Source organism: Aeromonas sp. QDB11 (genome assembly GCF_027705265.1).
GTDB lineage: Bacteria > Pseudomonadota > Gammaproteobacteria > Enterobacterales > Aeromonadaceae > Aeromonas > Aeromonas allosaccharophila.
On the sequence record NZ_JAPDBM010000024.1, the window covers coordinates 17,396 to 39,928 of the forward strand.

Consider the following 22,533-nt stretch of genomic DNA (forward strand, 5'->3'; position numbering starts at 1 on the left):
ACAATAACTAGGCTTTATCCCCGGCCCTGTCGCAGAGCCGGGGGAAAGCAGGAAAAGGGCATGATAACAGCGGCTTGCCACCCAAGGTCAAGGCTGGTAACGCTTGGCCATCACGCTTATCTCGCCACTGGCCACCAGATTTTGCAGCGCCACCAACAAGGGCTGGCGCAGCGACTGGTGAGGTGAGTGCTTGCTCATCCCCAGATAGAGGGTCACCGGACTAGCGGGGCGGTAGTCCGCCTTACTCACCCGGTTGGCATTTCCCTGACTCAGGGCATAGTCCACCTGACAGTCGGTGCCAATCATCAACGGCAGGTGACCGCGCTGCACCATGCGCAGCAACTGCTCCTCGGTGGGCACCCCGTGCTTGTCGAGACGACTGTCAGAGTTGAAGGGCTCAAAGTAGGCGGAGTTGAGCACATAGCCCACCTTCACCCCCTGCAAATCGTTGTATTGGTGGATCCGGGCCACATTGACCGGCTGACCATAAAACGCGGGCCAGCACTGGTAGTAGGCAGGCAGCAGATAGTCGATGAACTGCGCCCGCTCGGTGGTATAGGCGAGGCCAATCATCAGATCGACCCGACCGGTCTGCATCTGCTTGAGCGCCCGTCCCCAGGGCATCCGTTTCACCTTGAAGCGAATGCCACTGCGGCTCTCCAGCTGTTGCAGAATATCCATGTCCAGTCCGTAAAACCGGCCATCCGGTTGCAGGATACGAAACGGCGGCCACAGATCGGTGGCCACCGTCAGCGTCGGGGTCGCTCGCACCGGCATGGCAAATAACAGTAACAACGCTATCCAACTTAACTTGCCCATCCCGTCGCATACCTCGCACGGCCCGATCCTGTTGGTTAAAAATACCCTTCCGCACCACGTATGAAAACCCGTAGTTCAGGGATAAAATGCGCCGGATTTTAAAGGAGAACCCTATGAACCCGATTTTCGCCAGTATCGGCCTGCTGCTATGCAGCAACGTCTTCATGACATTCGCCTGGTACGCTCATCTCAAGAGCATGAACCACAAACCCTGGATCATTGCCGCCCTGGTGAGCTGGGGCATCGCCCTGTTCGAATACCTGTTGCAGGTGCCCGCCAACCGCATCGGCCATACGGTGATGAGCGTGGGGCAACTGAAAATCCTGCAAGAGGTGATCACCCTCACCGTATTCGTCCCCTTCTCTATCTTCTATCTCAAGGAAGATCTGAAATGGGACTACCTCTGGGCAGGGCTCTGCATTATGGGTGCGGTCTTTTTTGTCTTTCGCGAGAAACTGACCGGCGCCTGACGCTGTACACTCAATATCATCCCGCTCATGGCATCTCATTGATAGACGAGGCAAAAAAATGGAATTGCGAGACATGTTACAGATCCTGGCCAAGCAGGATGGCTCAGACCTCTATCTGTCGACCGGCGCCCCTCCCTGCGCCAAGTTCAACGGCGGCCTGCGCCCCCTGAATGAAACGCCGCTGGAGCCGGGAGAAGTGGCACGGATCGCCGCCGAGATCATGGATGGCGAGCAGAAACTGCAGTTTGACAAGGAGCTGGAGATGAACCTCGCCATCTCCCTGCCCCAGATCGGCCGCTTTCGGGTCAACATCTTCAAGCAGCGCAACGAAGTCTCCCTGGTAGCGCGCAACATCAAGACTGAAATCCCCCGCTTTGAAGACCTGAAACTCCCGCCGGTGCTGCTCGACACCATCATGGAGAAACGGGGTCTGGTGCTGTTTGTCGGCGGCACTGGCTCGGGTAAATCGACCTCGCTGGCGGCCCTTATCGACCATCGCAACCGCAACAGCGGCGGCCACATCATCACCATCGAAGATCCGGTGGAGTTCGTCCACCGCCACCGCAAGAGCATCATCAACCAACGGGAGGTGGGGGTGGATACCCGCAGCTTCCACGCCGCGCTGAAAAACACCCTGCGTCAGGCACCGGACGTGATCCTTATCGGTGAAATTCGCGATCGCGAAACCATGGAGCATGCGCTGGCCTTCTCCGAAACCGGCCACCTTGCCATCTCCACCCTGCACGCCAACAACGCCAACCAGGCGCTGGATCGCATCATCAACTTCTTCCCCGAGGAGCGCCGCCCGCAGCTGCTCAACGATCTGGGCAACAACCTCAAGGCCTTTGTCTCCCAGCGGCTGGTGAAAACCACCGATGGCGGCCGCCGGGCCGCGGTGGAGATCATGCTCGGCACCCACACCATCCGCGACATGATCAAGCGCGGCGAGTTTGGTGGCCTCAAGGAGGTGATGGAGAAATCCAAGGCCCTTGGCATGGTCACCTTCGACAGTGCCCTGTTTGATCTGGTGGTGGAAGGGGTGATCGAGGAGGAAGAGGCGGTGAAGAACGCCGACTCGGCCAACAACCTGCGCCTCAAGATCAAGCTGTGGAAGGAGAAGGGACAGATTGCCAGCAGCAGCGATGCCACCGGCTGGAGCCTCGAACCCACCAAGGACGAGAAGGACGATATGTTCTAATCTGCCACCAGCGAGAACCCCGGGCCTGCCCGGGGTTCTCTTTTATCCGGCACACCCCATCCGGTTTATCCGCTCACCCCGCACAGATCACTGCCCTTCAGCACCAGCGGCGAACGCGCTGGCAATAATCCATATACTCGTCGCCGAAGTGAGCGCGCAGCAGCCGCTCCTCCGGCAGGATCTGGAAACGGGTCAACCAGGCCACCAGCACGATCGGCCCAGCCCACACCCAAACTCCACCGAGATAACAGCCCCAGGCGGACAGCCAGCAGAGCAGCCCCAGATACATGGGATTGCGGCTGAAGCGATAGACGCCACAGGTCACCAGACGACTGGTGTGCTGAGGCCTGGTGGGGCTGACCGTGGTCTGATGGTGGCGAAACCGTTGCAGGGCGCCAAAGCCCATGATGACCCCTACCACGACCAGCGCAGCCATCAGCACCATTGCCCAGATACCGGGCTGGCTCTCCCCTCTTAGCCACCACATGATTCCCGCACAGAGCAGGAAGATCAGCGGTGGTGGCAAACGTAACTCAAGATTGACCATTTTCTTCCCCTGACAAGTGTCAGCCGACCCCGTGTTGCGGTAGACTCCCAACCAGTCAGCGCCTGTTGAGAGTGACAAAGATCATAATAATAACAACAAGTTGTCGTTAGACCACAGCCAATGTTGACGCTCTCATCCAAACTATCCAACGCGAACAACAAAAAGGAATCACCATGCACAAGAAAACGCTATTGGCCACCCTGATCTTCGGCCTGCTCGCGGGCCAAGCCGTTGCGGCTCCCTATCAGCCCCTTGCGACGGATCATCGCAACGGTCAGGAGCAAACCGCCAGCAACGCCTGGTTGGAAGTGGATCTGGGCGCCTTCGAACACAATATCCAGACCCTCAAGGATCGCCTCGGCGACAAGGGTCCGCAGATCTGCGCCATCATGAAGGCCGACGCCTATGGTCATGGCATCGACCTGCTGGTCCCCTCCGTGGTCAAGGCCAATATCCCCTGCATCGGCATCGCCAGCAACGAAGAGGCCCGCGTCGCCCGCGAGAAGGGCTTTACCGGCCGTCTGATGCGGGTGCGTGCCGCCACCCCAGCCGAAGTGGAGCAGGCGCTGCCCTACAAGATGGAAGAGCTGATCGGCAGTCTGGTGAGTGCCCAGGGGATCGCCGACATCGCCCAGCGCCACCACACCAATATTCCGGTACACATAGGTCTCAACTCTGCCGGCATGAGCCGCAACGGCATCGACCTGCGTCTGGCCGATGCCAAGCAGGATGCGCTGGCCATGCTCAAGCTCAAGGGGATCACCCCTGTCGGCATCATGACCCACTTCCCGGTGGAGGAGAAAGAGGATGTCAAGATGGGGCTGGCCCAGTTCAAACTGGACTCCCAGTGGCTGCTGGAAGCGGGCAAGCTGGATCGCAGCAAGATCACCATCCACGCCGCCAACTCCTTCGCCACCCTGGAAGTGCCGGACGCCTACTTCGACATGGTGCGCCCGGGTGGCCTGCTCTACGGTGACTCCATCCCCTCCTACACCGAATACAAGCGGGTGATGGCATTCAAGACCCAGGTCGCCTCGGTCAACCACTACCCGGCCGGCAACACCGTCGGCTATGACCGCACCTTCACCCTCAAGCGCGACTCCTGGCTCGCCAACCTGCCGCTGGGCTACTCCGATGGCTACCGCCGTGCGCTCAGCAACAAGGCCTATGTGCTGATCCAGGGTCAAAAGGTGCCGGTGGTCGGCAAGACCTCCATGAACACCATCATGGTGGACGTCACTGATCTCAAAGGGGTGAAACCCGGTGATGAGGTGGTGCTGTTTGGCCGTCAGGGCGAGGCCGAAGTGAAACAGGCGGATCTGGAAGAGTACAACGGCGCCCTGTTGGCGGACATGTACACCATCTGGGGCTACACCAACCCCAAAAAGATCAAACGCTAATCACGCGATATGAAAAAAGGGCTCTCTATGGAGCCCTTTCTGTTACTACTTCATTGTCTGCCGCGCTCAAGCGGCTTTTTTACGGGTCACAAACAGACTCAGCCCCATGGATGCCAGCAGGATCAGCGCGACTACGCCCAGTGCGATGTCACTCAGGGGGATCTTGAACAGACCCCACCGAGATGATTGGAGTCGCTTCACGCCGCCTTTTTACGGGTCACAAACAGACTCAGCCCCATGGATGCCAGCAGGATCAGCGCAACTACACCCAGTGCAATGTCACTCAGGGGGATCTTGAACAGACCCCACCGAGATGATTGAGGCCGCTTCACGCCGCCTTTTTGCGGGTCACAAACAGACTCAACCCCATGGATGCCAGCAGGATCAACGCAACTACGCCCAATGCAATGCCGGTCGGGATCTTGAAGATATCCAGCAGCAGCATCTTGACCCCGATAAACATCAGGATCAGCGCCAGACCGTACTTCAGCAGGGCAAAGCGATCAGCCACACCGGCCAGCAGGAAGTACATGGCACGCAGACCCATGATGGCGAAGATGTTGGAGGTCAGCACGATGAAGGGATCCGTAGTCACCGCGAAGATGGCCGGGATACTGTCCACCGCGAAGATGAGGTCGCTCACCTCCACCAGCACCAGAATGAGCAGCAGCGGAGTGGCATAACGCACACCGTCGCGCCAGACGAAGAACTTCTCCCCTTCCAGGGTCTCGGTCACCTTGAAGCGACGGCGCATCCAGCCCAGCAGCGGGTTGTTGGCCAAGTCAGGCTCCTTGTCGGCCGCCCACAGCATCTTGGCACCGGTCAGCAGCAAGAAGGCGCCGAACAGATAGAGGATCCAGTGGAACTGCTCGATGAGCCAGCTGCCCGCGAACACCATACCGGCACGCATCACGATGGCACCCAGTACCCCGTACAGCAGCACCCGGCGCTGCAGCTCGGCCGGAATAGCAAAGTAGCCAAACAGCATCAGCCAGACGAAGACGTTGTCCACCGCCAGCGCTTTCTCGATAAGGTAGCCGGTAAGGAACTCCAGCCCTTTCTGGTTGGCGATTTCACGGCCTGCGCTGTGATCCAGCCAGAGCCAGATCGCGAGGTTGAAGAGCAGGGCCACACTGATCCAGATGAGGGACCAGACACCCGCCTCTTTGAGAGACACCTTGTGTGACTTGCCGCCACCAACAAAGCGTATGTCTATCCATAACAGGACCAGCACTATGCTGAAGAAACCGGTCCACATCCACCATTCACCCATTTTCACTTCTCCCAAAAACGACAAAACCCACGACCGAGAGGCGTGGGTTTGCGTTTGGAGCAGATACACCTTGCCTCTCGGCAAGGTCTCACTTACAGCTGATTTTCATCAACTGCCCGGCTGCCGGGTGCACTGCAGGATATGGGTGCACCGTAATGACGACAAACCGGCGAGAAGTTACTCCCCTTGTGCGGCGGATATTAACAGCGGGAAAAGATAACGCCAAGAGGCATCTTCACTGTCGTCAAAAATAAATCGGGGCTCCATCAAGGAGCCCCGTAAACAAGTTCAAGATATCCCCATCAGAGCGGATCGACCTTGAGGCAGGAGACCCCGTGATCGAAATTCCCCTCCAGCACGGGCCGGGTCTTGGCGCACTCGGGGCCTGCCACCGGGCAGCGAGTACGGAACACGCAACCGGACGGTGGATTCATCGGTGAGGGCAAGTCCCCCTCCAGGATCTGGATCACCTTGTTGCGCTCCAGCTCCGGGTCCGGGATCGGCACCGCTGACATCAGCGCCTTGGTGTAAGGGTGCAACGGATTGGCGAAGATCTCCTTGCGGGTTCCCAGCTCGACGGCGTTGCCCAGATACATCACCAGCACCCGATCGGAGATATGTTTGACCACCGACAGATCGTGAGCGATGAAGATGAGCGACAGCCCCATCTCCTTTTGCAGCGACTTGAGCAGGTTGACCACCTGCGCCTGAATGGAGACATCGAGCGCCGAGACCGGCTCGTCACAGATGATCATCTTGGGCTCGAGGATCAGCGCCCGGGCAATCCCGATCCGCTGGCACTGGCCGCCGGAGAACTCGTGCGGGTAGCGGTTGACCAAGTTGGGCAACAGCCCCACCTTGCTCATCATGGCGCGCACCTTCTCCTTCACCTCTTCCCGTGGCAGCTTCGGGTAGAAGGTGATGAGCGGCTCGGCGATGATGTCGCCGATGGTCATGCGCGGGTTCAACGAGGCCAGCGGGTCCTGGAAGATCATCTGGATCTCTTTGCGCTTCTCGCGCAGGGCATTCTGGTCAAGCTTGGTGAGGTCATCGCCGAGCCACACCACCTTGCCATCGGTGGCCGGTACCAGACCGATGATGGCGCGGGCAAAGGTCGACTTGCCGCAGCCGGACTCGCCTACGACTCCCAGGGTCTCCCCTTCGTAGAGACGCATGGTCACGCCATCGACTGCTTTCAGATCAGACGGCTTGGCCCAGGGCCACGCCTTGCCACTCTTGATACTGAAGTGGACCTTGAGGTCAGACACTTCCAACAGCAATTTTTTGTCGGCACCCATTTAGTTGGCCCCCTTGTTGATGGCATCCGAAACCCAGTGGCAAGCACGCTCCCGACCGTCGTTGAACGGGGTCAGGATCGGTGACTGCTGGCCGCAAATCTCGCTGACCCGGTGGCAACGCTCCTGGAAGGGGCAGCCGGTCGGCAGACGCAGCAGGTTGGGCGGATTGCCCGGGATGGTGGGCAGCACTTCCCCTTCGGTATCGAGACGGGGAATGGCGCGCAGCAAGCCTTCGGTGTAGGGGTGGCTCGGGCGATAGAAGATATCGTCTACCTTGCCGTACTCCATGGTACGACCGGCATACATCACCAGCACCTTGTTGCAGATACCGGCAACCACGCCAAGGTCGTGGGTGATCATGATGATGGCGGTGTTGAACTCGCGCTTGAGCTCGTTCATCAGGGTCATGATCTGGGCCTGTACAGTCACGTCGAGCGCTGTGGTCGGCTCATCGGCGATCAGCAATTGCGGCCGGCAGAGCAGCGCCATGGCGATCATCACCCGCTGACGCATGCCGCCGGAGAACTCGTGGGGATACATCCCCATCCGCTTGCGCGCTTCGGGAATTTTCACCGCATCGAGCATCCGCACCGACTCTTCGAACGCTTCCGCCTTGCTTACCCCTTTGTGCAGCATCAGCACTTCCATCAGCTGATCCTTCACCTTCATGTAGGGGTTCAGCGAGGTCATGGGGTCCTGAAAGATCATGGCGATCTTCTCGGAGCGGATCTTGTTGAGCTTGGACTCCGGCAGGTTGAGGATCTCCTCCCCCTGAAACTTGGCGGAACCGGTAATAATGCCGTTTTTGGCCAGCAGGCCCATGATGGCAAAGGCAGTCTGGGACTTGCCAGAGCCTGACTCACCCACGATCCCCAGGGTCTCGCCCGCGGCGAGGGAGAAGTTGAGGTCGTTGACCGCCACCACATTGCCGTCCGGGGTCTTGAACTCGACCCGCAGATCTTTCACATCCAGTAACTTCATATAAAAACTCCTTATCGATCTTTCGTGATGCTTTCCTGTCGATCCGATGCTCGATTAACGATCTTTCGGATCGAGGGCGTCACGCAGACCATCCCCGAGGAAGTTGAAGCAAAACAGGGTCACCACCATAAAGCAGGCGGGGAACAGCAGTTGCCAGATGGCCACTTCCATCGACTTGGAGCCTTCATCCAGCAGGGCACCCCAGCTGGTCATCGGTTCCTGAACACCAAGGCCCAGGAAACTCAGGAAGGATTCAAACATGATCATGCCCGGCACCAGCAAGGTGGCGTAAACGGCCACGATACCGAGTACGTTCGGTACGATGTGACGGGTGATGATCTTCCACTTGGAGACGCCACAGACGTGGGCCGCCTCGATAAACTCCTTGCTCTTGAGACTCAGGGTCTGGCCGCGCACGATCCGCGCCATGTCGAGCCAGCTCACCGCCCCGATGGCGATAAAGATGAGCGCCAGATTGCGACCAAAGAAGGTGACCAGCATGATGACGAAGAACATGAAGGGGAAGGCGTTGAGGATCTCCAGTACCCGCATCATCAGGCTGTCGACCCGACCACCGATAAAGCCGGAGGCCGCGCCATACAGGGTGCCGATGATGACCGCCACCATGGCGCCCATGATGCCGACCATCAGGGAGATACGGCCGCCCAAGAGGGTACGCACAAACAGATCGCGCCCCAGACTGTCGGTGCCGAAGTAGTGACCCGCTTCCATATCCGGCGGCGACTGCATCGCACCCCAGTCCGGATCGTCAAAGGTGTATTGGGACAGATGGGGGCCAAAGATGACCGCCAGACCGATGATGGTCAGAATGATCAGGCTGGTCAGTGCCGCCTTGTTGCGCAGGAAACGGCGACGGGCATCCTTCCACAGGGAGCGCCCCTCCACCACTTCTACTTTTTGCGCGAACGCCTCGACGGCATCGCGTTTTTCAGTTGAAACAACCATGATGAACTCCCGAATTAGTAACGGATCTTGGGATCGATAAAGGCGTAGAGAATATCGACCACAGCGTTAAAGGTGATGGTGAGGGCGCCGACCAGAATGGTCAGACCGAGCACCATGGAGTAATCACGGTTAAGGGCACCGTTGACGAACAGCTGACCGATCCCCGGCAGGCCGAAGATGGTCTCGATCACCACGGAACCTGTGATGATGCCGACAAAGGCCGGGCCCAGATAGGAGACCACCGGCAGCATGGCCGGACGCAGCGCGTGTTTCAGGATGATATGGCGCAGCGGCAAGCCCTTGGCACGGGCGGTACGGATGAAGTTGGAGTTCATGGTCTCGATCATGCTGCCCCGCATGATCCGCGAGATCGCGGAGATGTAGTACATCATCATGCCAAACACCGGCAGCACCATAAACTGCACACCGCCACCCTGCCAGCCACCGGCAGGGAACCAGCCCAGATGAATACTGAAAAACAGCACCAGCAAGGGCGCCAGCACAAAGCCCGGTATCACCACCCCGGCCATGGCCGACGACATCAGCAGATAGTCGATGATGGTGTTCTGTTTCAGGGCAGCAATGGTGCCGAAGGTGACCCCCAGCAGCACGGCGAAGAAGAAGGCCGCGGTCCCGATCTTGGCAGACACAGGCAACGCCTGACTCACCAGATCATTGACGGTGAAATCCTTGTATTTGAAAGAGGGCCCCAAATCACCCTGCACCAGGTTACCCAGGTAGGTGAGATATTGCATGCCAATGGGTTTGTCGAGCCCGTATTTGGCCTCGATGTTGGCGATGACTTCGGGGGGCAGTGAGCGCTCGCTGGTAAAGGGGTTACCCGGGGCGAAACGCATCATAAAGAAAGAGACGGTGATCAAGACCAGCAGAGTCGGGATCGCTTCCAATAGCCGTTTAAAAATGAATTTCAACATAGACATTACCTGTCCTGAACTGCTTCCAAATGGTCGCGGTTGTAATAAAGGCCCGCCGTCTGGCGGGCCCTGCTTGTTATGCGACTTGTTGCTTTAAATCAGTGAGCAATGATGTACATATCTTTGCTGTAGAGGTTATCCAGCGGGTTGGCCGGGTAGCCGCCTACATAGGGTTTGACCATACGGGCAGTCACGTACTGGTAGATGGGCGCAATCGGCATGTCCTTGGCCAGGATCTCTTCAGCCTGGACGTAGAGCTTGTTGCGGGCAGCCACATCGACCTGATCACGGGACGAATCCATCAGCTTGTCGAACTCCGGATTGGAGTACTTGCCGTCGTTGTTGCCGTGGGTGGTCTGCATCAGATCCAGCATGGACGAGGCTTCGTTGTAGTCGGCGATCCAGCCGGCACGACCTACGTCAAACTGACCCTGTTTCTTGGTTTCCAGGTAAGTTTTCCACTCCTGGTTGACCAGGCTCACCTGCACGCCCAGCTTCTTCCACATGGAGGCAACGGCCACAGCCACTTTCTTGTGGTTGTCGTCGGTGTTGTAGAGCAGCTCGAACTTCAGCGGCTTGCTGGCATCGAAACCGGCCTCTTCCAGCAGCGCCTTGGCCTTGGCATCACGCTCGGCCTGAGTCATCTTCGACCACTCGGGGGCGACCGGCTTGAAGCCATCGACGAAGTCCGGCACCAGGGTGTAACCCGGCGTCTGACCCTGACCCATCACCTTGTCGGCGATCACGTTACGATCGATGGCATAGGAGAGCGCGGTACGGACACGCACATCGTCAAACGGCTTCTTCTTGACGTTGTACTGGTAGTAGTAAGTGCCGACATAGCCAGTCACTTTCAGCTCGTCCGGCTTCTCTTTCTTCATCTGCTTGAAGCGCTCGATGGGCATCTGATAGGTGATGTCCACTTCGCCCGCCAGATAGCGGCTCAGATCGGCGTTGGTAGACTGGATCGGCAGATAGACCACCTTGTTGATAACGGTCTTGCCATCGTTCCAGTAGTGCTTGTTGCGTTCCACTTCAACGCGCTCGTTCACCACCCAGCTCTTCAGGGCATAGGCACCGTTGGATACCATATTTTCCGGCTGGGTCCACTTGTCACCAAACTTCTCGATCACCTTCTTCGGCACCGGGTAGGTGGTGGTGTGGGAGAGCATGCTGACGAAGTAAGGGATCGCTTTCTCAAGCTGCACTTCGAAGGTGTAGTCGTCGGTCGCCTTCACGCCCAGCGTATCGGACGGCTTCTTGCCAGCGATGATCTCGGATGCGTTGGCAATGGTCGGGATCTCCAGATACCAGGAGTAAGGAGAGGCGGTTTTCGGATCGACGGCGCGTTTGAAGGCAAATTCGAAGTCGTGCGCGGTGACCGGGTCACCGTTGGACCACTTGGCATCTTTGCGCAGGTGGAAGACGTAGTGCTTGTTATCCTTGGTTTCCCAGGATTCGGCCACCGCCGGGAGAATTTCCCCTTTCGGGCCGGAAGCAACCAGACCCTCGAACAGGTCGCGCAGGATATTGGATTCGACCGTTCCTTCGGTCTTGTGCGGGTCAAGGGTCGCAGGCTCCGAGCCGTTGCCTTTTACCAGTTGCTGGACTTCAGCCAGCTTGGTTCCCGCCGGGACATCGGCAGCCTGAGCCACATTGACGCCACCAAACAGTGCAGCCATCAGCAGTGTGTTAATCATTGTTTTTTTATGAGTCATTTCCCTACTCCAACAAGAACATTCCATGCGTTTTTTAAAGTGACGGGGTTAAAACCCGCTCCCAGCATAATTCCCTGCCAATTCCGATAATGCAACAGATATTGTCAGGGTAATCGGCATTTTCTGGTCAAAAAACCAGCAGCGGCGTGCTTTCTCAGTATTAAAACACCAGCGCCACGCTCATTTTTTACACAAACGACCGATTCTAGAAAAGCGCGGGCAAAAAGCAACCAATAAAAAGCCGGTCACGAGGACCGGCTTTCATAAAACAGACCTGGCTCACATCAGGCTGGGGAAAACCCCCTTGATGCCGGCCACCATGATCTCGATGCCAAGGGACATCATGATAAGGCCCATGATACGGGTCACCACGTTGATGCCGGTGTTGCCCATGATCTTGAACAGCAGCGGTGCGGCGCGGAAGATGAGCCAGGAGCAGAAGGAGAAAACAACGACAACGACTGACATGCCGAGCAGTTGCTGCCAGTGACTCTGGCTGGCATAGACGATGACCGAAGAGATGGCACCGGGGCCCGCCATCAGCGGCAGCGCCAGCGGCACCACGGCGATAGACTCGCGTACCGCCAGTTCACCCTTCTCCTGCTTGTTGTGTTTCACTTCACCGAGCTTGCCCTGCAGCATCGACCAGGCGATCAGGGTGATGAGCGAACCGCCGGCAATGCGGAACGACGCCAGCGAGATGCCAAACCCATCGAGGATCAGCTGCCCCATATACATGGAGACCAGCAGGATCACCATCACCGCGATATTGGCGGTGGTATTGGTTTTCATCCGCTCGGCCTGGGTATGGTGGCTGGTCAGGCTGACAAACACCGGCAACAGACCCAGCGGGTTGATAATTGCGAACAAACCGACAAAAAACTTCAGATACAGCGAGACGTCAATTGCTGCCATAGGCGCCTTCCAATAGAGTTTCGGGCCCACTGGGCCAGTCCATTAATTTCGTGCGTAAATTTACATCATAGCCAGAGCGGGCACCAATCAAATAATCTCACCATTTTTGGGGGTTTTTAGTTAGTTCATCTAATGCATCCGCGCTAACTGGCATAAACAAATGCCAAAAGCCCCTGCCACCGCCCGACCCGCGTCACAAGAGTGAACGCGAGCCTGTTTAATCAGGCCCTGCAGCGCTGACGGTGACTGACTGGATGGAAAGGCGACCCGAGAGACTCCACCTGCGACGTTCCCCATCTTTCAGGCCCGGCACCACTGACATGAATCGGCCGGAGAGCCGCAATGCCAAAACGGGTAAAGCGGGCAGAAATGGCTCCCTCGGGCAATAAAGCAGATTAGTCATGGATTAAAACAACAATCATTTTCGCAACAAATGCGGAAATAAAGCGCGTTTGTCGGTGGTTTTGAAACCGATTCACTCATATTTGCTAACCAATACCGCCAAAACAGCTCTTCATCCCGATCTCAAAATGCAATTAACCATTTGATAAATGTGGTTTATTACCATGTATTAACAAGTCACTCGCCTTCCCCTTGCCAGCACACTCCTGTAACATCAGTCAAACAAGGATTGTGAAATAAAATTTCTTTTGTTCTTTTGTTACACATGATCCAGATCAAGTTTTTCTGAGTCAGCCCCGCTCTATAATCGACTCAGAAAGCGATTTAGTAAGGCATGTGAAAAAGCTGTTGCAACGATACCGCCTTGACAGGGCGACTATAATTGCCGGGCATTGCCAACGTCTTACTAAACAGTTTTCAAATAATCAGGAGATAAACATGGCAGTAACCAATATGGCTGAACTGGATGCACTGGTCGCCCGCGTTAAGGAAGCCCAGCGTGAATTCGCCAGCTTCTCACAAGAGCAGGTAGACAAGATCTTCCGTGCCGCCGCCCTGGCCGCCAGCAATGCCCGTATCCCCCTGGCCCAAATGGCCGTGGAAGAGTCCGGTATGGGTATCATCGAAGACAAGGTTATCAAGAACCACTTCGCCTCCGAATACATCTACAACAAGTACAAAGAAGAGAAGACCTGCGGCATCCTCAGTGAAGATGACGAGATGGGTACCATCACCATCGCCGAGCCGGTAGGTATCATCTGCGGTATCGTACCGACCACCAACCCGACTTCCACTGCGATCTTCAAATCCCTGATCTCCCTGAAGACCCGCAACGCAATCATCTTCTCCCCGCACCCCCGTGCCAAGAACTCCACCAATACCGCTGCCAAGCTGGTACTGGATGCAGCCATTGCCGCCGGTGCACCGAAAGACATCATCGGCTGGATCGATCAACCGACTGTTGAACTGTCCAACGCCCTGATGAAGCACAACGACATCAACCTGATCCTGGCCACCGGTGGCCCGGGCATGGTGAAAGCTGCTTACTCCTCCGGTAAGCCGGCTATCGGTGTAGGTGCCGGTAACGTACCTGTTGTTATCGACGAAACTGCCGATGTGAAGCGTGCTGTTGCCTCCATCCTGATGTCCAAAACCTTCGACAACGGCGTAGTCTGTGCCTCCGAGCAAGCCGTTATCGTGGTTGACTCCATCTATGACCAGGTGAAAGAGCGTTTCGCGACTCACAACGGTTATGTACTGACCAAAGAAGAAGCTGACAAGGTCCGTAAGGTCATCCTGATCAACGGTGCCATGAACGCCAACATCGTGGGCCAGCCTGCTACCAAGATCGCCGAAATGTCTGGCGTGACCGTACCTGCTACCACCAAGATCCTCATCGGTGAAGGTCTGGAAGTGTGTGAAGAGGAAGAGTTCGCTCACGAGAAGCTCTCCCCGACTCTGGGTATGTTCCGTGCCAAGAACTTCGAAGAAGCCGTCGAAATGGCCTGCAAAATGGTCAACCTGGGTGGTATCGGCCACACCTCCGGTCTGTACACCGACCAGGATCGCAACGCCGACCGCATCAAGTACTTCGGCGACAAGATGAAAACCGCCCGTATCCTGATCAACACCCCGACCACTCAGGGTGGTATCGGTGACCTGTACAACTTTGCCATTGCTCCGTCTTTGACGCTGGGTTGCGGTTCCTGGGGTGGTAACTCCATCTCCGAAAACGTGGGTCCCAAGCACCTGATCAACAAGAAGACAGTCGCAAAACGGGCAGAAAATATGCTGTGGCACAAACTTCCGAAATCCATCTACTTCCGTCGTGGTTCCCTGCCGATCGCTCTGGGCGACCTGGAAGGTAAAAAGCGCGCTCTGGTCGTGACCGACCGCTTCCTGTTCAACAACGGCTACGCCGACGAAGTGGTTCGTCTGCTCAAGGGCCTGAAGATGGAAGTGGAAGTGTTCTACGAAGTAGAAGCTGACCCGACTCTGTCCGTGGTTCGCAAAGGCGCCGAGATGGCCAACTCCTTCAAGCCTGACGTTATCGTTGCGCTGGGTGGTGGTTCACCGATGGATGCGGCCAAGATCATGTGGGTCATGTACGAGCACCCGGAAACTGCGTTCGAAGACTTGGCCATGCGCTTCATGGACATCCGCAAGCGTATCTACAAGTTCCCGAAAATGGGCGTGAAGGCCGAACTGGTCTGTATCACCACCACTTCCGGTACCGGTTCTGAAGTGACTCCGTTTGCGGTCGTAACCGACGACGCCACTGGCATGAAGTACCCGCTGGCTGACTACGAGCTGACCCCGAACATGGCCATCGTTGATGCCAACCTGGTCATGGGTATGCCGAAGTCTCTGTGTGCCTTCGGTGGTATCGATGCCGTGACTCACGCCATGGAAGCCTACGTGTCCGTACTGGCCAACGAGTACTCCGACGGTCAGGCGCTGCAAGCGCTGAAACTGCTGAAAGAGTACCTGCCGTCCAGCTACCTGAACGGTGCCAACGACCCGGTTGCTCGCGAGAAAGTACACAACGCCGCCACCATCGCCGGCATCGCGTTCGCCAACGCCTTCCTGGGTGTGTGCCACTCCATGGCTCACAAACTGGGTGCTGAATTCCACATTCCGCACGGTCTGGCCAACGCCCTGCTGATCAGCAACGTGATCCGCTACAACGCCAACGACAACCCGACCAAGCAGACTGCGTTCTCCCAGTACGACCGTCCGCAAGCTCGCCGTCGTTACGCCGAAGTGGCTGACCATCTGGGTCTGAGCGCTGCCGGTGACCGCACCGCTGCCAAGATCGAGAAGCTGCTGGTATGGCTGGACGACCTGAAAGCCACTCTGGGCATCCCGGCCTCCATCCGTGAAGCTGGCGTGTCTGAAGCTGACTTCCTGGCCAAGGTTGACCAGCTGGCCATCGAAGCCTTCGATGACCAGTGCACCGGCGCCAACCCGCGCTACCCGCTGATCAGCGAGCTGAAAGCCATCCTGATGGACACCTACTACGGCCGTCCGTTCACCGAAGGCGTTGCTGCTCCAGCTGCTGCTGCCCCGGTTGAAGCCAAGGTTGAAGGCAAGAAGAAATCCAAGGCCTGATAACCAGCCCTGAGATAACAAGCCCGCGCATTGCGCGGGCTTTTTTTATCTGCCACTTATCACCGCCCTCCTCTCCCTGCCGATTGCGGTATCTTCCCAACCAACCAACCAACCAACCAACCAACCAACCAACCAACCAACCAACCAACCAACCAACCAACCAACCAACCAACCAGCAAACTCGGCCCCGGCTAATCCGTTATCAGCATCCCAACCCGTGACCGGCATTGATGGCCACTCTGTGATAACAAGAGCACGCTCCATCACCTCGTCTCCCCTACCCGTAACACAATTTGCCTGACTGGCAGGCACGAGCAGTCAACTCCACCCAAAGAGCCGCACGCGTAATAAACAGGATCAGAGAAGCCGCGCCATCACCACGCAACGCAGCAGAACGCCAACCAGCGTACGTGCGGGGCTAACCGCCCCACAGGAACAGTGCAATGACCATGCACAGAGAAAGCGGGAAAAGCAGTGAGCGCAGAGAAGGGTTGCACCGGCGGATCACCTGACTCGTCAGCGGTGTCACCCATGCAAAGATAAAAAAATGGCAGCCATCTGGCTGCCATCGGGAGAGCACGACTAAGCGATCAGAGGGTCGCAGCAACTTCATCGGAGATGGAGCCGTTGTGATAGACCTCTTGCACGTCGTCCAGATCTTCCAGCATATCGATCAGACGCATCAGCTTGGGCGCAGTTTCTGCATCCAGCTCGGCTTCGGTCGAGGGGATCATGGTCACTTCGGCGTTCTCGGGCTTGAAGCCCGCAGCTTCCAGACCATCCAGCACGGTGCCGAAGTCGTTCGGGGTGGTATACACCTCGATGGAGCCATCCTCTTCGGTGACCACGTCATCGGCGCCCGCTTCCAGCGCCGCGTCCATCAGGGCATCTTCGTCCACGCCCACGAAGGTCAGCAGACCTTTCTTGCTGAACAGATAGGCGACGGAGCCGTCGGTGCCCAGGTTGCCACCGCACTTGCTGAAGGCGTGACGCACTTCGGCTACGGTACGGTTACGGTTGTCGGTCAGGCACTCCACCATCACGGCAGAGCCAGCCGGGCCGTAGCCTTCATACACGATGGTCTCGAGCTGTTCGCCATCGCCACCACCGGCGCCACGCGCAATGGCGCGGTTGATGGTGTCGCGGGTCATGTTGTTGGTCAGGGCGGCAGTCACCGCGGCACGCAGGCGTGGGTTGTTGGCCGGATCCGGATCACCAAGACGCGCGGAAGTGGTGATTTCGCGGATCAGCTTGGTGAAGATCTTGCCACGCTTGGCGTCCTGAGCGGCCTTGCGGTGTTTGATGTTGGCCCATTTACTGTGACCTGCCATAGAGACTCTCCGTTATTTTTTAAATGTCAGTAACACTGATCATGACTAACCCAAGGGAAACACAGAGGCCGCACGGCGGCGGCCTCCGGTGCCGGTATCGGCTTACTCGTCGCCCTTGACGGTGGTTGCAATCGCCAGCTCACCCAGTTGGGCGGCGTTGGCAAGGCTGGGGGCGTCTGTCATCAGACAGGCGGCCGCGGTCGTTTTCGGGAAGGCGATGACGTCCCGAATGTTTTCGGTGCCGGTCAGCAGCATGCTCAGACGATCCAGACCGAAGGCCAGACCGGCGTGCGGCGGGGTACCGTACTTCAGGGCATCCAGCAGGAAGCCGAACTTCAGGCGCTGCTCGGCCGGGGTGATGCCGAGGATGTCGAACACGGTGGACTGCATGTCGCTGTTGTGGATACGGACAGAACCGCCACCCACTTCGTAACCGTTGATCACCATGTCGTAGGCGTTGGCGTAAGCCGCCACCGGGTTGGCTTTCAGCTCGCTCGGGCCCATGTTGCTCGGTGCGGTAAACGGGTGGTGCATGGCAGCCAGACCGCCTTCGCCATCTTCCTCGAACATCGGGAAGTCGATGACCCACAGCGGCTTCCAGCTGTTCTCCAGCAGACCCAGATCGCGGCCCACTTTCAGACGCAGGGCGCCCATGGCATCGCAGACCACTTTCTTGGAATCAGCGCCGAAGAAGATGATGTCGCCGTCAGCAGCGCCGGTACGGGCCAGGATCTCGCGCACGATCTCGTCGGAGAGGAACTTGGCAACCGGAGACTGTACGCCTTCGAGGCCGTTGGCGGCTTCGTTGACCTTCATCCAGGCCAGGCCCTTGGCACCGTAGATGCCGACAAACTTGGTGTACTCGTCGATCTGCTTGCGAGAAAGCTCGGCGCCGCCCGGGACTTTCAGGGCTGCCACGCGGCCTTTCGGATCGTTGGCGGGACCCGCGAACACGGCGAACTCGACGGAGGTCAAGAGGTCTGCCACATCGACCAGCTCCATCGGCAGACGCAGGTCTGGCTTGTCGGAGCCGAAGCGACGCATCGCTTCGTCGAAGGTCATGATCGGGAAGTCGCCCAGATCCACGTTCAGGATGTGCATCCACAGTTTGCGGATCATCTCTTCCATGATCTCACGCACTTGCGGCGCGGTCATGAAGGAGGTCTCCACGTCGATCTGGGTGAATTCCGGCTGGCGGTCGGCACGCAGGTCTTCGTCACGGAAGCACTTGACGATCTGGTAGTAGCGGTCGAAGCCGGACATCATCAGCAACTGCTTGAACAGCTGCGGAGATTGCGGCAGCGCGTAGAACTTGCCCTTGTGCACGCGGCTCGGCACCAAATAGTCACGAGCACCTTCCGGGGTGGCCTTGGTGAGCATCGGGGTCTCGATATCGAGGAAGCCGTGCTCGTCCATGAAGCGGCGTACGAAGGCGCTGGCCTTGGCACGGGTCTTCAGGTACTTGGCCATCTCGGGGCGACGCAGATCCAGGTAGCGATACTTGAGGCTGATCTCTTCGCTGTTGACCTGGTTGAAGTCAAGGGGCAGCGGCTCGGCACGGTTGATGATGTTGAGTTCGTGGGCGAACACTTCGATGGCGCCAGTGGCCATGTCGCTGTTGCGCTGGGAGTCCGGACGGGTACGCACCACACCGGTAACCTGGATGCAGAACTCACCGCGCAGCTCGGAGGCCAGCGCGAACGCGTCCGGCTTGTCCGGATCGAAGAACACCTGAACGATCCCTTCCCGGTCGCGCATATCGATAAAGATCAGACCGCCGAGATCACGACGACGATGAACCCAACCGCACAATGTAATGGTCTGCCCTGCATGGGCCTCATTGACCTGTCCGCAATAGATAGAGCGCATGGACTTCTTCCTTCGAAATTGTAGAGAGACGGTTAACCTTGGGCCGCCGGGCACGACTGGCAAGCACCGTCTGTCTCACAGCTGGCCAGATTCTTTTTCTTACCCGGTTTGAAATCAGTCTCGTACCATCCGGTTCCCTTGAGCCGGAAGCCTGCCGCCGATATCAGCTTGACCAGATTCGGCTTGCTACAGGCCGGACAGTCGGTCAGGGGGGCATCGGAAAGCTTTTGCAGTTTTGCCAATTCATGGCCACAGACGTCGCAACGATATTCGTAGATAGGCATGGGTCACAAGAAATTGAAAAACAAAAGGGCTGGCATTATAGAGGAAAACCCCCTTTTGGGTAAAATGGCCAGCAGCCTCCTTTCGCCAGTTTTTTGCACTCGATGGCAAAAAGCGGGCAAAAAATCGGCACGAATGCACCAAAAGCGAAGAGAATAGCCACCATGAGCCTCTATTTGGGCCTGCCACAGTGGTCCCACCCCAGCTGGCCCGGCCAGCTACTGGGCCTTGGCGCCAAGCCTGCCGAGCACCTCGCCCACTACGCCACCGTGTTCAATTCGGTGGAGGGCAACACCACTTTCTACGCCCTGCCGACCCCCGATACGGTGCAGCGCTGGGCCGATGCAGTTCCCGATCACTTTCGTTTCAACTTCAAGTTTCCGCAAACCATCAGTCACCAGAGCGATCTGGTGAGCGCAGATAAACAGGTGACCGACTTTATTCGGCTGCTTGCGCCGCTACACGACAAGCTGGGGCTGCTCACCCTGCAACTGCCTGCCCGCTTCGGCCCGGAGGGGTTGGCCAGACTGGCGGCCTTTCTCGAGCGGCTGCCGCGGGCGTTTCGCTACGCCCTCGAGGTGCGCCACCCCGACTTCTTCGCCAAGGGGGAGGCCGAGCGGGCATTGAACCGACTGCTGATGGAACAAGGGGTCAACCGGGTGATGCTCGATAGCCGCCCGCTCTTCTCGGTGCCAGCAACCACGGCGACCCTTGTCGATGCCCAGGGCAAGAAGCCGCGCCTGCCGGTGCATCTGCTGGCCACCGCCAGTGCCCCCATGGTGCGCTTTATCGGCCTGCCGGATCCGGCGGCGAACCACCCCTTCCTGCCAAGCTGGCTCCCTCACTGGCGTCAGTGGCTCGCGGAGGGGAAAGATCTCTACCTCTATATACATACTGCCGACAACGCCCGGGCACCGGAATTGGCCCGCCAAATCACCCGCTTGCTGGAGCAGGAGATGGCCCCCTGGCCGGGGGAAAACGATCGCGCGCGTCAGGGAGTGCTGCGCTTTTAGCCAACCCATTCTGCGGCCATCGTTTCGCTGCAAAAAAAGCGCTTTTTTGTGGCGAGGCAAGCCCTGGCGTCAAGACAAACGGCCATCAATCCTCTACACTACCGCCCCAAGTAAGGGTCCGGAACATGGCCCGTACGAACAGGACAGGTCCAAAGGATTTCATGACCAGCCACCCCGTTCGTAAACAGATGATTGACCTACTCTGATGGGTATCATCCAACGACTCAATTGAACAATACAGCCGGGTGATGTCCCGACTGTCAGGTTGCGCCAGCATGCAGACCAAAGACCAAATTTTTGCCGCCCCGATCGCCCGATTGGGCGACTTCTGTTTTGACGAACAGGTCGTCGACGTATTTCCCGATATGATCCAGCGCTCGGTGCCGGGTTACAGCAACATCATCTCCGCCATCGGCATGATGGCCGCCCGCTACGCCCAACCCGAGAGCCGACTCTATGATCTCGGCTGCTCACTGGGCGCCGCCACCCAGGCGATGCGTCGCCATATCAGCCAGCCCGGTTGCCGCATCACCGCGGTGGATCTCTCCCACCCGATGATCGAGCGCGCCCGCGCCCACCTCTCCGGTTTCAAATCCGAGGTGCCGGTGGAGTTGGTGGAAGCGGATATCTGCGACATCGAGATCGAGAACGCCTCCGTGGTGGTGCTCAACTTCACCCTGCAATTTGTCGAGCCAGAGAAACGGGCCGCCCTGATCCAGCGCATTCACGATGGTCTGCGCCCGGGCGGGATCCTGATCCTGAGCGAGAAGTTCCGCTTCGAAGATGAGCCGGTCAACGAGCTGCTTATCGAGCTGCACCTGGATTTCAAGCGGGCCAATGGCTACAGCGAGCTGGAGATCAGCCAGAAACGCACCGCCCTTGAGAACGTGATGCGCACCGACAGCCTGGAGACCCACCGTGCCCGCCTGCGGGATGCCGGTTTCACCCATCAGGATCTCTGGTTCCAGTGCTTCAACTTCGGCTCCATGATTGCCATCAAATCCAGCGACGCCCAGCCATGATCGACTTTGCCAATTTCTATCAACTGATTGCCAAAAACCGGCTGAGCCACTGGCTGCATACCCTGCCCGCCCAGCTGCATGCCTGGCAACATGACAACCAGCATGGCGATCTGCCGCGCTGGAATCGTGCCCTCAACAAGCTGCCGGTGGTATCCCCCGGCAACATCGAGCTGAAAAGCCGGGTCGAGATAGGCTCGGCCGAGAGCCTTGGCGAAGGGGAGCGAAAGAAGGTCGAGAGCCTGCTGCGCCACTTTATGCCATGGCGCAAGGGGCCATTCACCGTGCACGGCATCCACATAGATACCGAGTGGCGCTCTGACTGGAAGTGGGATCGGGTGTTGCCCCATATCAGCCCGCTCGAGGGACGCTACGTGCTGGATGTAGGCTGTGGCAGCGGCTACCACCTCTGGCGCATGGTGGGTGAAGGGGCCAAGCTGGCAGTCGGCATCGACCCGAGCCCACTGTTCCTCTGCCAGTTCGAGGCTATTCGTCACTTCGCGGGCAATGATCAACGCGCCCACCTGTTGCCGCTCGGTATTCAGGAGTTGCCGGAGCTACGCGCCTTTGACACCGTCTTCTCCATGGGGGTGCTCTATCACCGCAAATCCCCCATCGAGCACATCGAACAGCTGCGCAATCAATTGAAAGACGATGGCGAGCTGGTGCTGGAGACCCTGGTGATCGATGGTGGCGTCAACGATGTGCTGGTGCCGACCGACCGATACGGCAAGATGCGCAACGTCTGGTTTATTCCCTCCAGTGCCGCCCTCAAGCTGTGGGTCGAGCGCTGCGGCTTCACCGACGTGCGGATAGTAGACGAGAATATGACCAGCACCGACGAACAGCGTCGTACCGACTGGATGATTAATGAATCCCTGAGTGACTATCTGGATCCAGACAATCCGGCACTCACGGTAGAAGGACACCCGGCGCCGAAACGTGCCGTACTGATTGCCCGCAAGGCCAAAGACTAGCCGGTGGCG

General features: G+C 57.9%; 21 protein-coding genes. 7 read left to right on the top strand and 14 right to left on the bottom strand.

Annotated features, from left to right (window positions below; all coding sequences use genetic code 11):
• Positions 1–87: 87 nt before the first annotated feature.
• Positions 88–819: a substrate-binding periplasmic protein gene (locus OKC40_RS10150; RefSeq protein WP_234604176.1), complete on the bottom strand. Its 732-nt coding sequence runs from the start codon at positions 817–819 to the stop codon at positions 88–90.
• Positions 820–932: 113 nt separating this feature from the next.
• On the opposite strand from OKC40_RS10150, the gene OKC40_RS10155 reads away from it, so the two are divergent.
• Positions 933–1,289, top strand: a complete 357-nt coding sequence (locus OKC40_RS10155; protein ID WP_075112061.1) for a DMT family protein — start codon at positions 933–935, stop codon at positions 1,287–1,289.
• A gap of 58 nt (positions 1,290–1,347) precedes the next feature.
• Entirely contained in the window at positions 1,348–2,487 is a 1,140-nt protein-coding gene (tapW, locus tag OKC40_RS10160) for a type IVa pilus ATPase TapW (RefSeq protein ID WP_042057762.1), read from the top strand.
• A 97-nt stretch (positions 2,488–2,584) separates the two neighbouring features.
• Here tapW and OKC40_RS10165 read toward each other — a convergent pair whose 3' ends face one another.
• On the bottom strand, positions 2,585–3,034 hold the full coding sequence (locus tag OKC40_RS10165; RefSeq protein ID WP_234604178.1) for a methyltransferase family protein: 450 nt from the start codon (positions 3,032–3,034) through the stop codon (positions 2,585–2,587).
• A 173-nt stretch (positions 3,035–3,207) separates the two neighbouring features.
• On the opposite strand from OKC40_RS10165, the gene alr reads away from it, so the two are divergent.
• Positions 3,208–4,434, top strand: coding sequence for an alanine racemase (gene alr, locus OKC40_RS10170; RefSeq protein ID WP_270795048.1), 1,227 nt, complete (start codon positions 3,208–3,210; stop codon positions 4,432–4,434).
• Between the two features lie 66 nt (positions 4,435–4,500).
• On the opposite strand, the gene OKC40_RS10175 is transcribed toward alr, so the two are convergent.
• The 9 genes from OKC40_RS10175 to OKC40_RS10215 all read right to left on the bottom strand — a co-directional run bounded on the left by OKC40_RS10175 (position 4,501) and on the right by OKC40_RS10215 (position 12,520).
• Positions 4,501–4,635, bottom strand: a complete 135-nt coding sequence (locus OKC40_RS10175) for a hypothetical protein (protein WP_270795076.1) — start codon at positions 4,633–4,635, stop codon at positions 4,501–4,503.
• Positions 4,632–4,766: a hypothetical protein gene (locus OKC40_RS10180; protein WP_267967795.1), complete on the bottom strand. Its 135-nt coding sequence runs from the start codon at positions 4,764–4,766 to the stop codon at positions 4,632–4,634. The genes OKC40_RS10175 and OKC40_RS10180 overlap by 4 nt, the downstream gene beginning before the upstream one ends.
• Positions 4,763–5,707: a TerC family protein gene (locus tag OKC40_RS10185; protein ID WP_005353134.1), complete on the bottom strand. Its 945-nt coding sequence runs from the start codon at positions 5,705–5,707 to the stop codon at positions 4,763–4,765. Before OKC40_RS10185 ends, OKC40_RS10180 begins: the two co-directional genes overlap by 4 nt.
• 302 nt (positions 5,708–6,009) lie before the next feature.
• Entirely contained in the window at positions 6,010–7,005 is a 996-nt protein-coding gene (oppF, locus tag OKC40_RS10190) for a murein tripeptide/oligopeptide ABC transporter ATP binding protein OppF (protein WP_270795050.1), read from the bottom strand.
• Entirely contained in the window at positions 7,006–7,986 is a 981-nt protein-coding gene (locus OKC40_RS10195) for an ABC transporter ATP-binding protein (RefSeq protein ID WP_033137998.1), read from the bottom strand. It lies immediately after the preceding gene.
• A 54-nt stretch (positions 7,987–8,040) separates the two neighbouring features.
• On the bottom strand, positions 8,041–8,952 hold the full coding sequence (gene oppC / locus OKC40_RS10200) for an oligopeptide ABC transporter permease OppC (protein WP_005337670.1): 912 nt from the start codon (positions 8,950–8,952) through the stop codon (positions 8,041–8,043).
• Positions 8,953–8,966: 14 nt separating this feature from the next.
• A complete protein-coding gene (gene oppB, locus OKC40_RS10205; protein WP_042057779.1) occupies positions 8,967–9,887 on the bottom strand; it encodes an oligopeptide ABC transporter permease OppB in 921 nt (306 codons plus the stop codon).
• Positions 9,888–9,985: 98 nt separating this feature from the next.
• Positions 9,986–11,605, bottom strand: a complete 1,620-nt coding sequence (locus OKC40_RS10210; RefSeq protein ID WP_042656042.1) for an ABC transporter substrate-binding protein — start codon at positions 11,603–11,605, stop codon at positions 9,986–9,988.
• Positions 11,606–11,884: 279 nt separating this feature from the next.
• Positions 11,885–12,520 (bottom strand): YchE family NAAT transporter, encoded by a 636-nt coding sequence (locus tag OKC40_RS10215; RefSeq protein ID WP_005337678.1) that lies wholly within the window; start codon positions 12,518–12,520, stop codon positions 11,885–11,887.
• An 840-nt stretch (positions 12,521–13,360) separates the two neighbouring features.
• On the opposite strand from OKC40_RS10215, the gene adhE reads away from it, so the two are divergent.
• Complete coding sequence (gene adhE, locus OKC40_RS10220) at positions 13,361–16,033, top strand: bifunctional acetaldehyde-CoA/alcohol dehydrogenase (protein ID WP_270795054.1); 2,673 nt, start codon at positions 13,361–13,363, stop codon at positions 16,031–16,033.
• 590 nt (positions 16,034–16,623) lie between these two features.
• Here adhE and OKC40_RS10225 read toward each other — a convergent pair.
• From OKC40_RS10225 to OKC40_RS10235, 3 genes are all read right to left on the bottom strand, one after another.
• A complete protein-coding gene (locus OKC40_RS10225; RefSeq protein ID WP_270795055.1) occupies positions 16,624–17,364 on the bottom strand; it encodes a YebC/PmpR family DNA-binding transcriptional regulator in 741 nt (246 codons plus the stop codon).
• A 102-nt stretch (positions 17,365–17,466) separates the two neighbouring features.
• A complete protein-coding gene (gene aspS / locus OKC40_RS10230; RefSeq protein ID WP_270795056.1) occupies positions 17,467–19,233 on the bottom strand; it encodes an aspartate--tRNA ligase in 1,767 nt (588 codons plus the stop codon).
• Between the two features lie 32 nt (positions 19,234–19,265).
• Positions 19,266–19,517 (bottom strand): FmdB family zinc ribbon protein, encoded by a 252-nt coding sequence (locus OKC40_RS10235; protein WP_005337686.1) that lies wholly within the window; start codon positions 19,515–19,517, stop codon positions 19,266–19,268.
• Positions 19,518–19,679: 162 nt separating this feature from the next.
• On the opposite strand from OKC40_RS10235, the gene OKC40_RS10240 reads away from it, so the two are divergent.
• The 3 genes from OKC40_RS10240 to cmoB all read left to right on the top strand — a co-directional run bounded on the left by OKC40_RS10240 (position 19,680) and on the right by cmoB (position 22,524).
• Positions 19,680–20,528: a DUF72 domain-containing protein gene (locus OKC40_RS10240; protein WP_042656039.1), complete on the top strand. Its 849-nt coding sequence runs from the start codon at positions 19,680–19,682 to the stop codon at positions 20,526–20,528.
• A 275-nt stretch (positions 20,529–20,803) separates the two neighbouring features.
• Positions 20,804–21,550 (top strand): carboxy-S-adenosyl-L-methionine synthase CmoA, encoded by a 747-nt coding sequence (gene cmoA, locus OKC40_RS10245; protein WP_042656038.1) that lies wholly within the window; start codon positions 20,804–20,806, stop codon positions 21,548–21,550.
• Positions 21,547–22,524, top strand: a complete 978-nt coding sequence (gene cmoB / locus OKC40_RS10250; RefSeq protein ID WP_042656037.1) for a tRNA 5-methoxyuridine(34)/uridine 5-oxyacetic acid(34) synthase CmoB — start codon at positions 21,547–21,549, stop codon at positions 22,522–22,524. The genes cmoA and cmoB overlap by 4 nt, the downstream gene beginning before the upstream one ends.
• Positions 22,525–22,533: the final 9 nt, after the last annotated feature.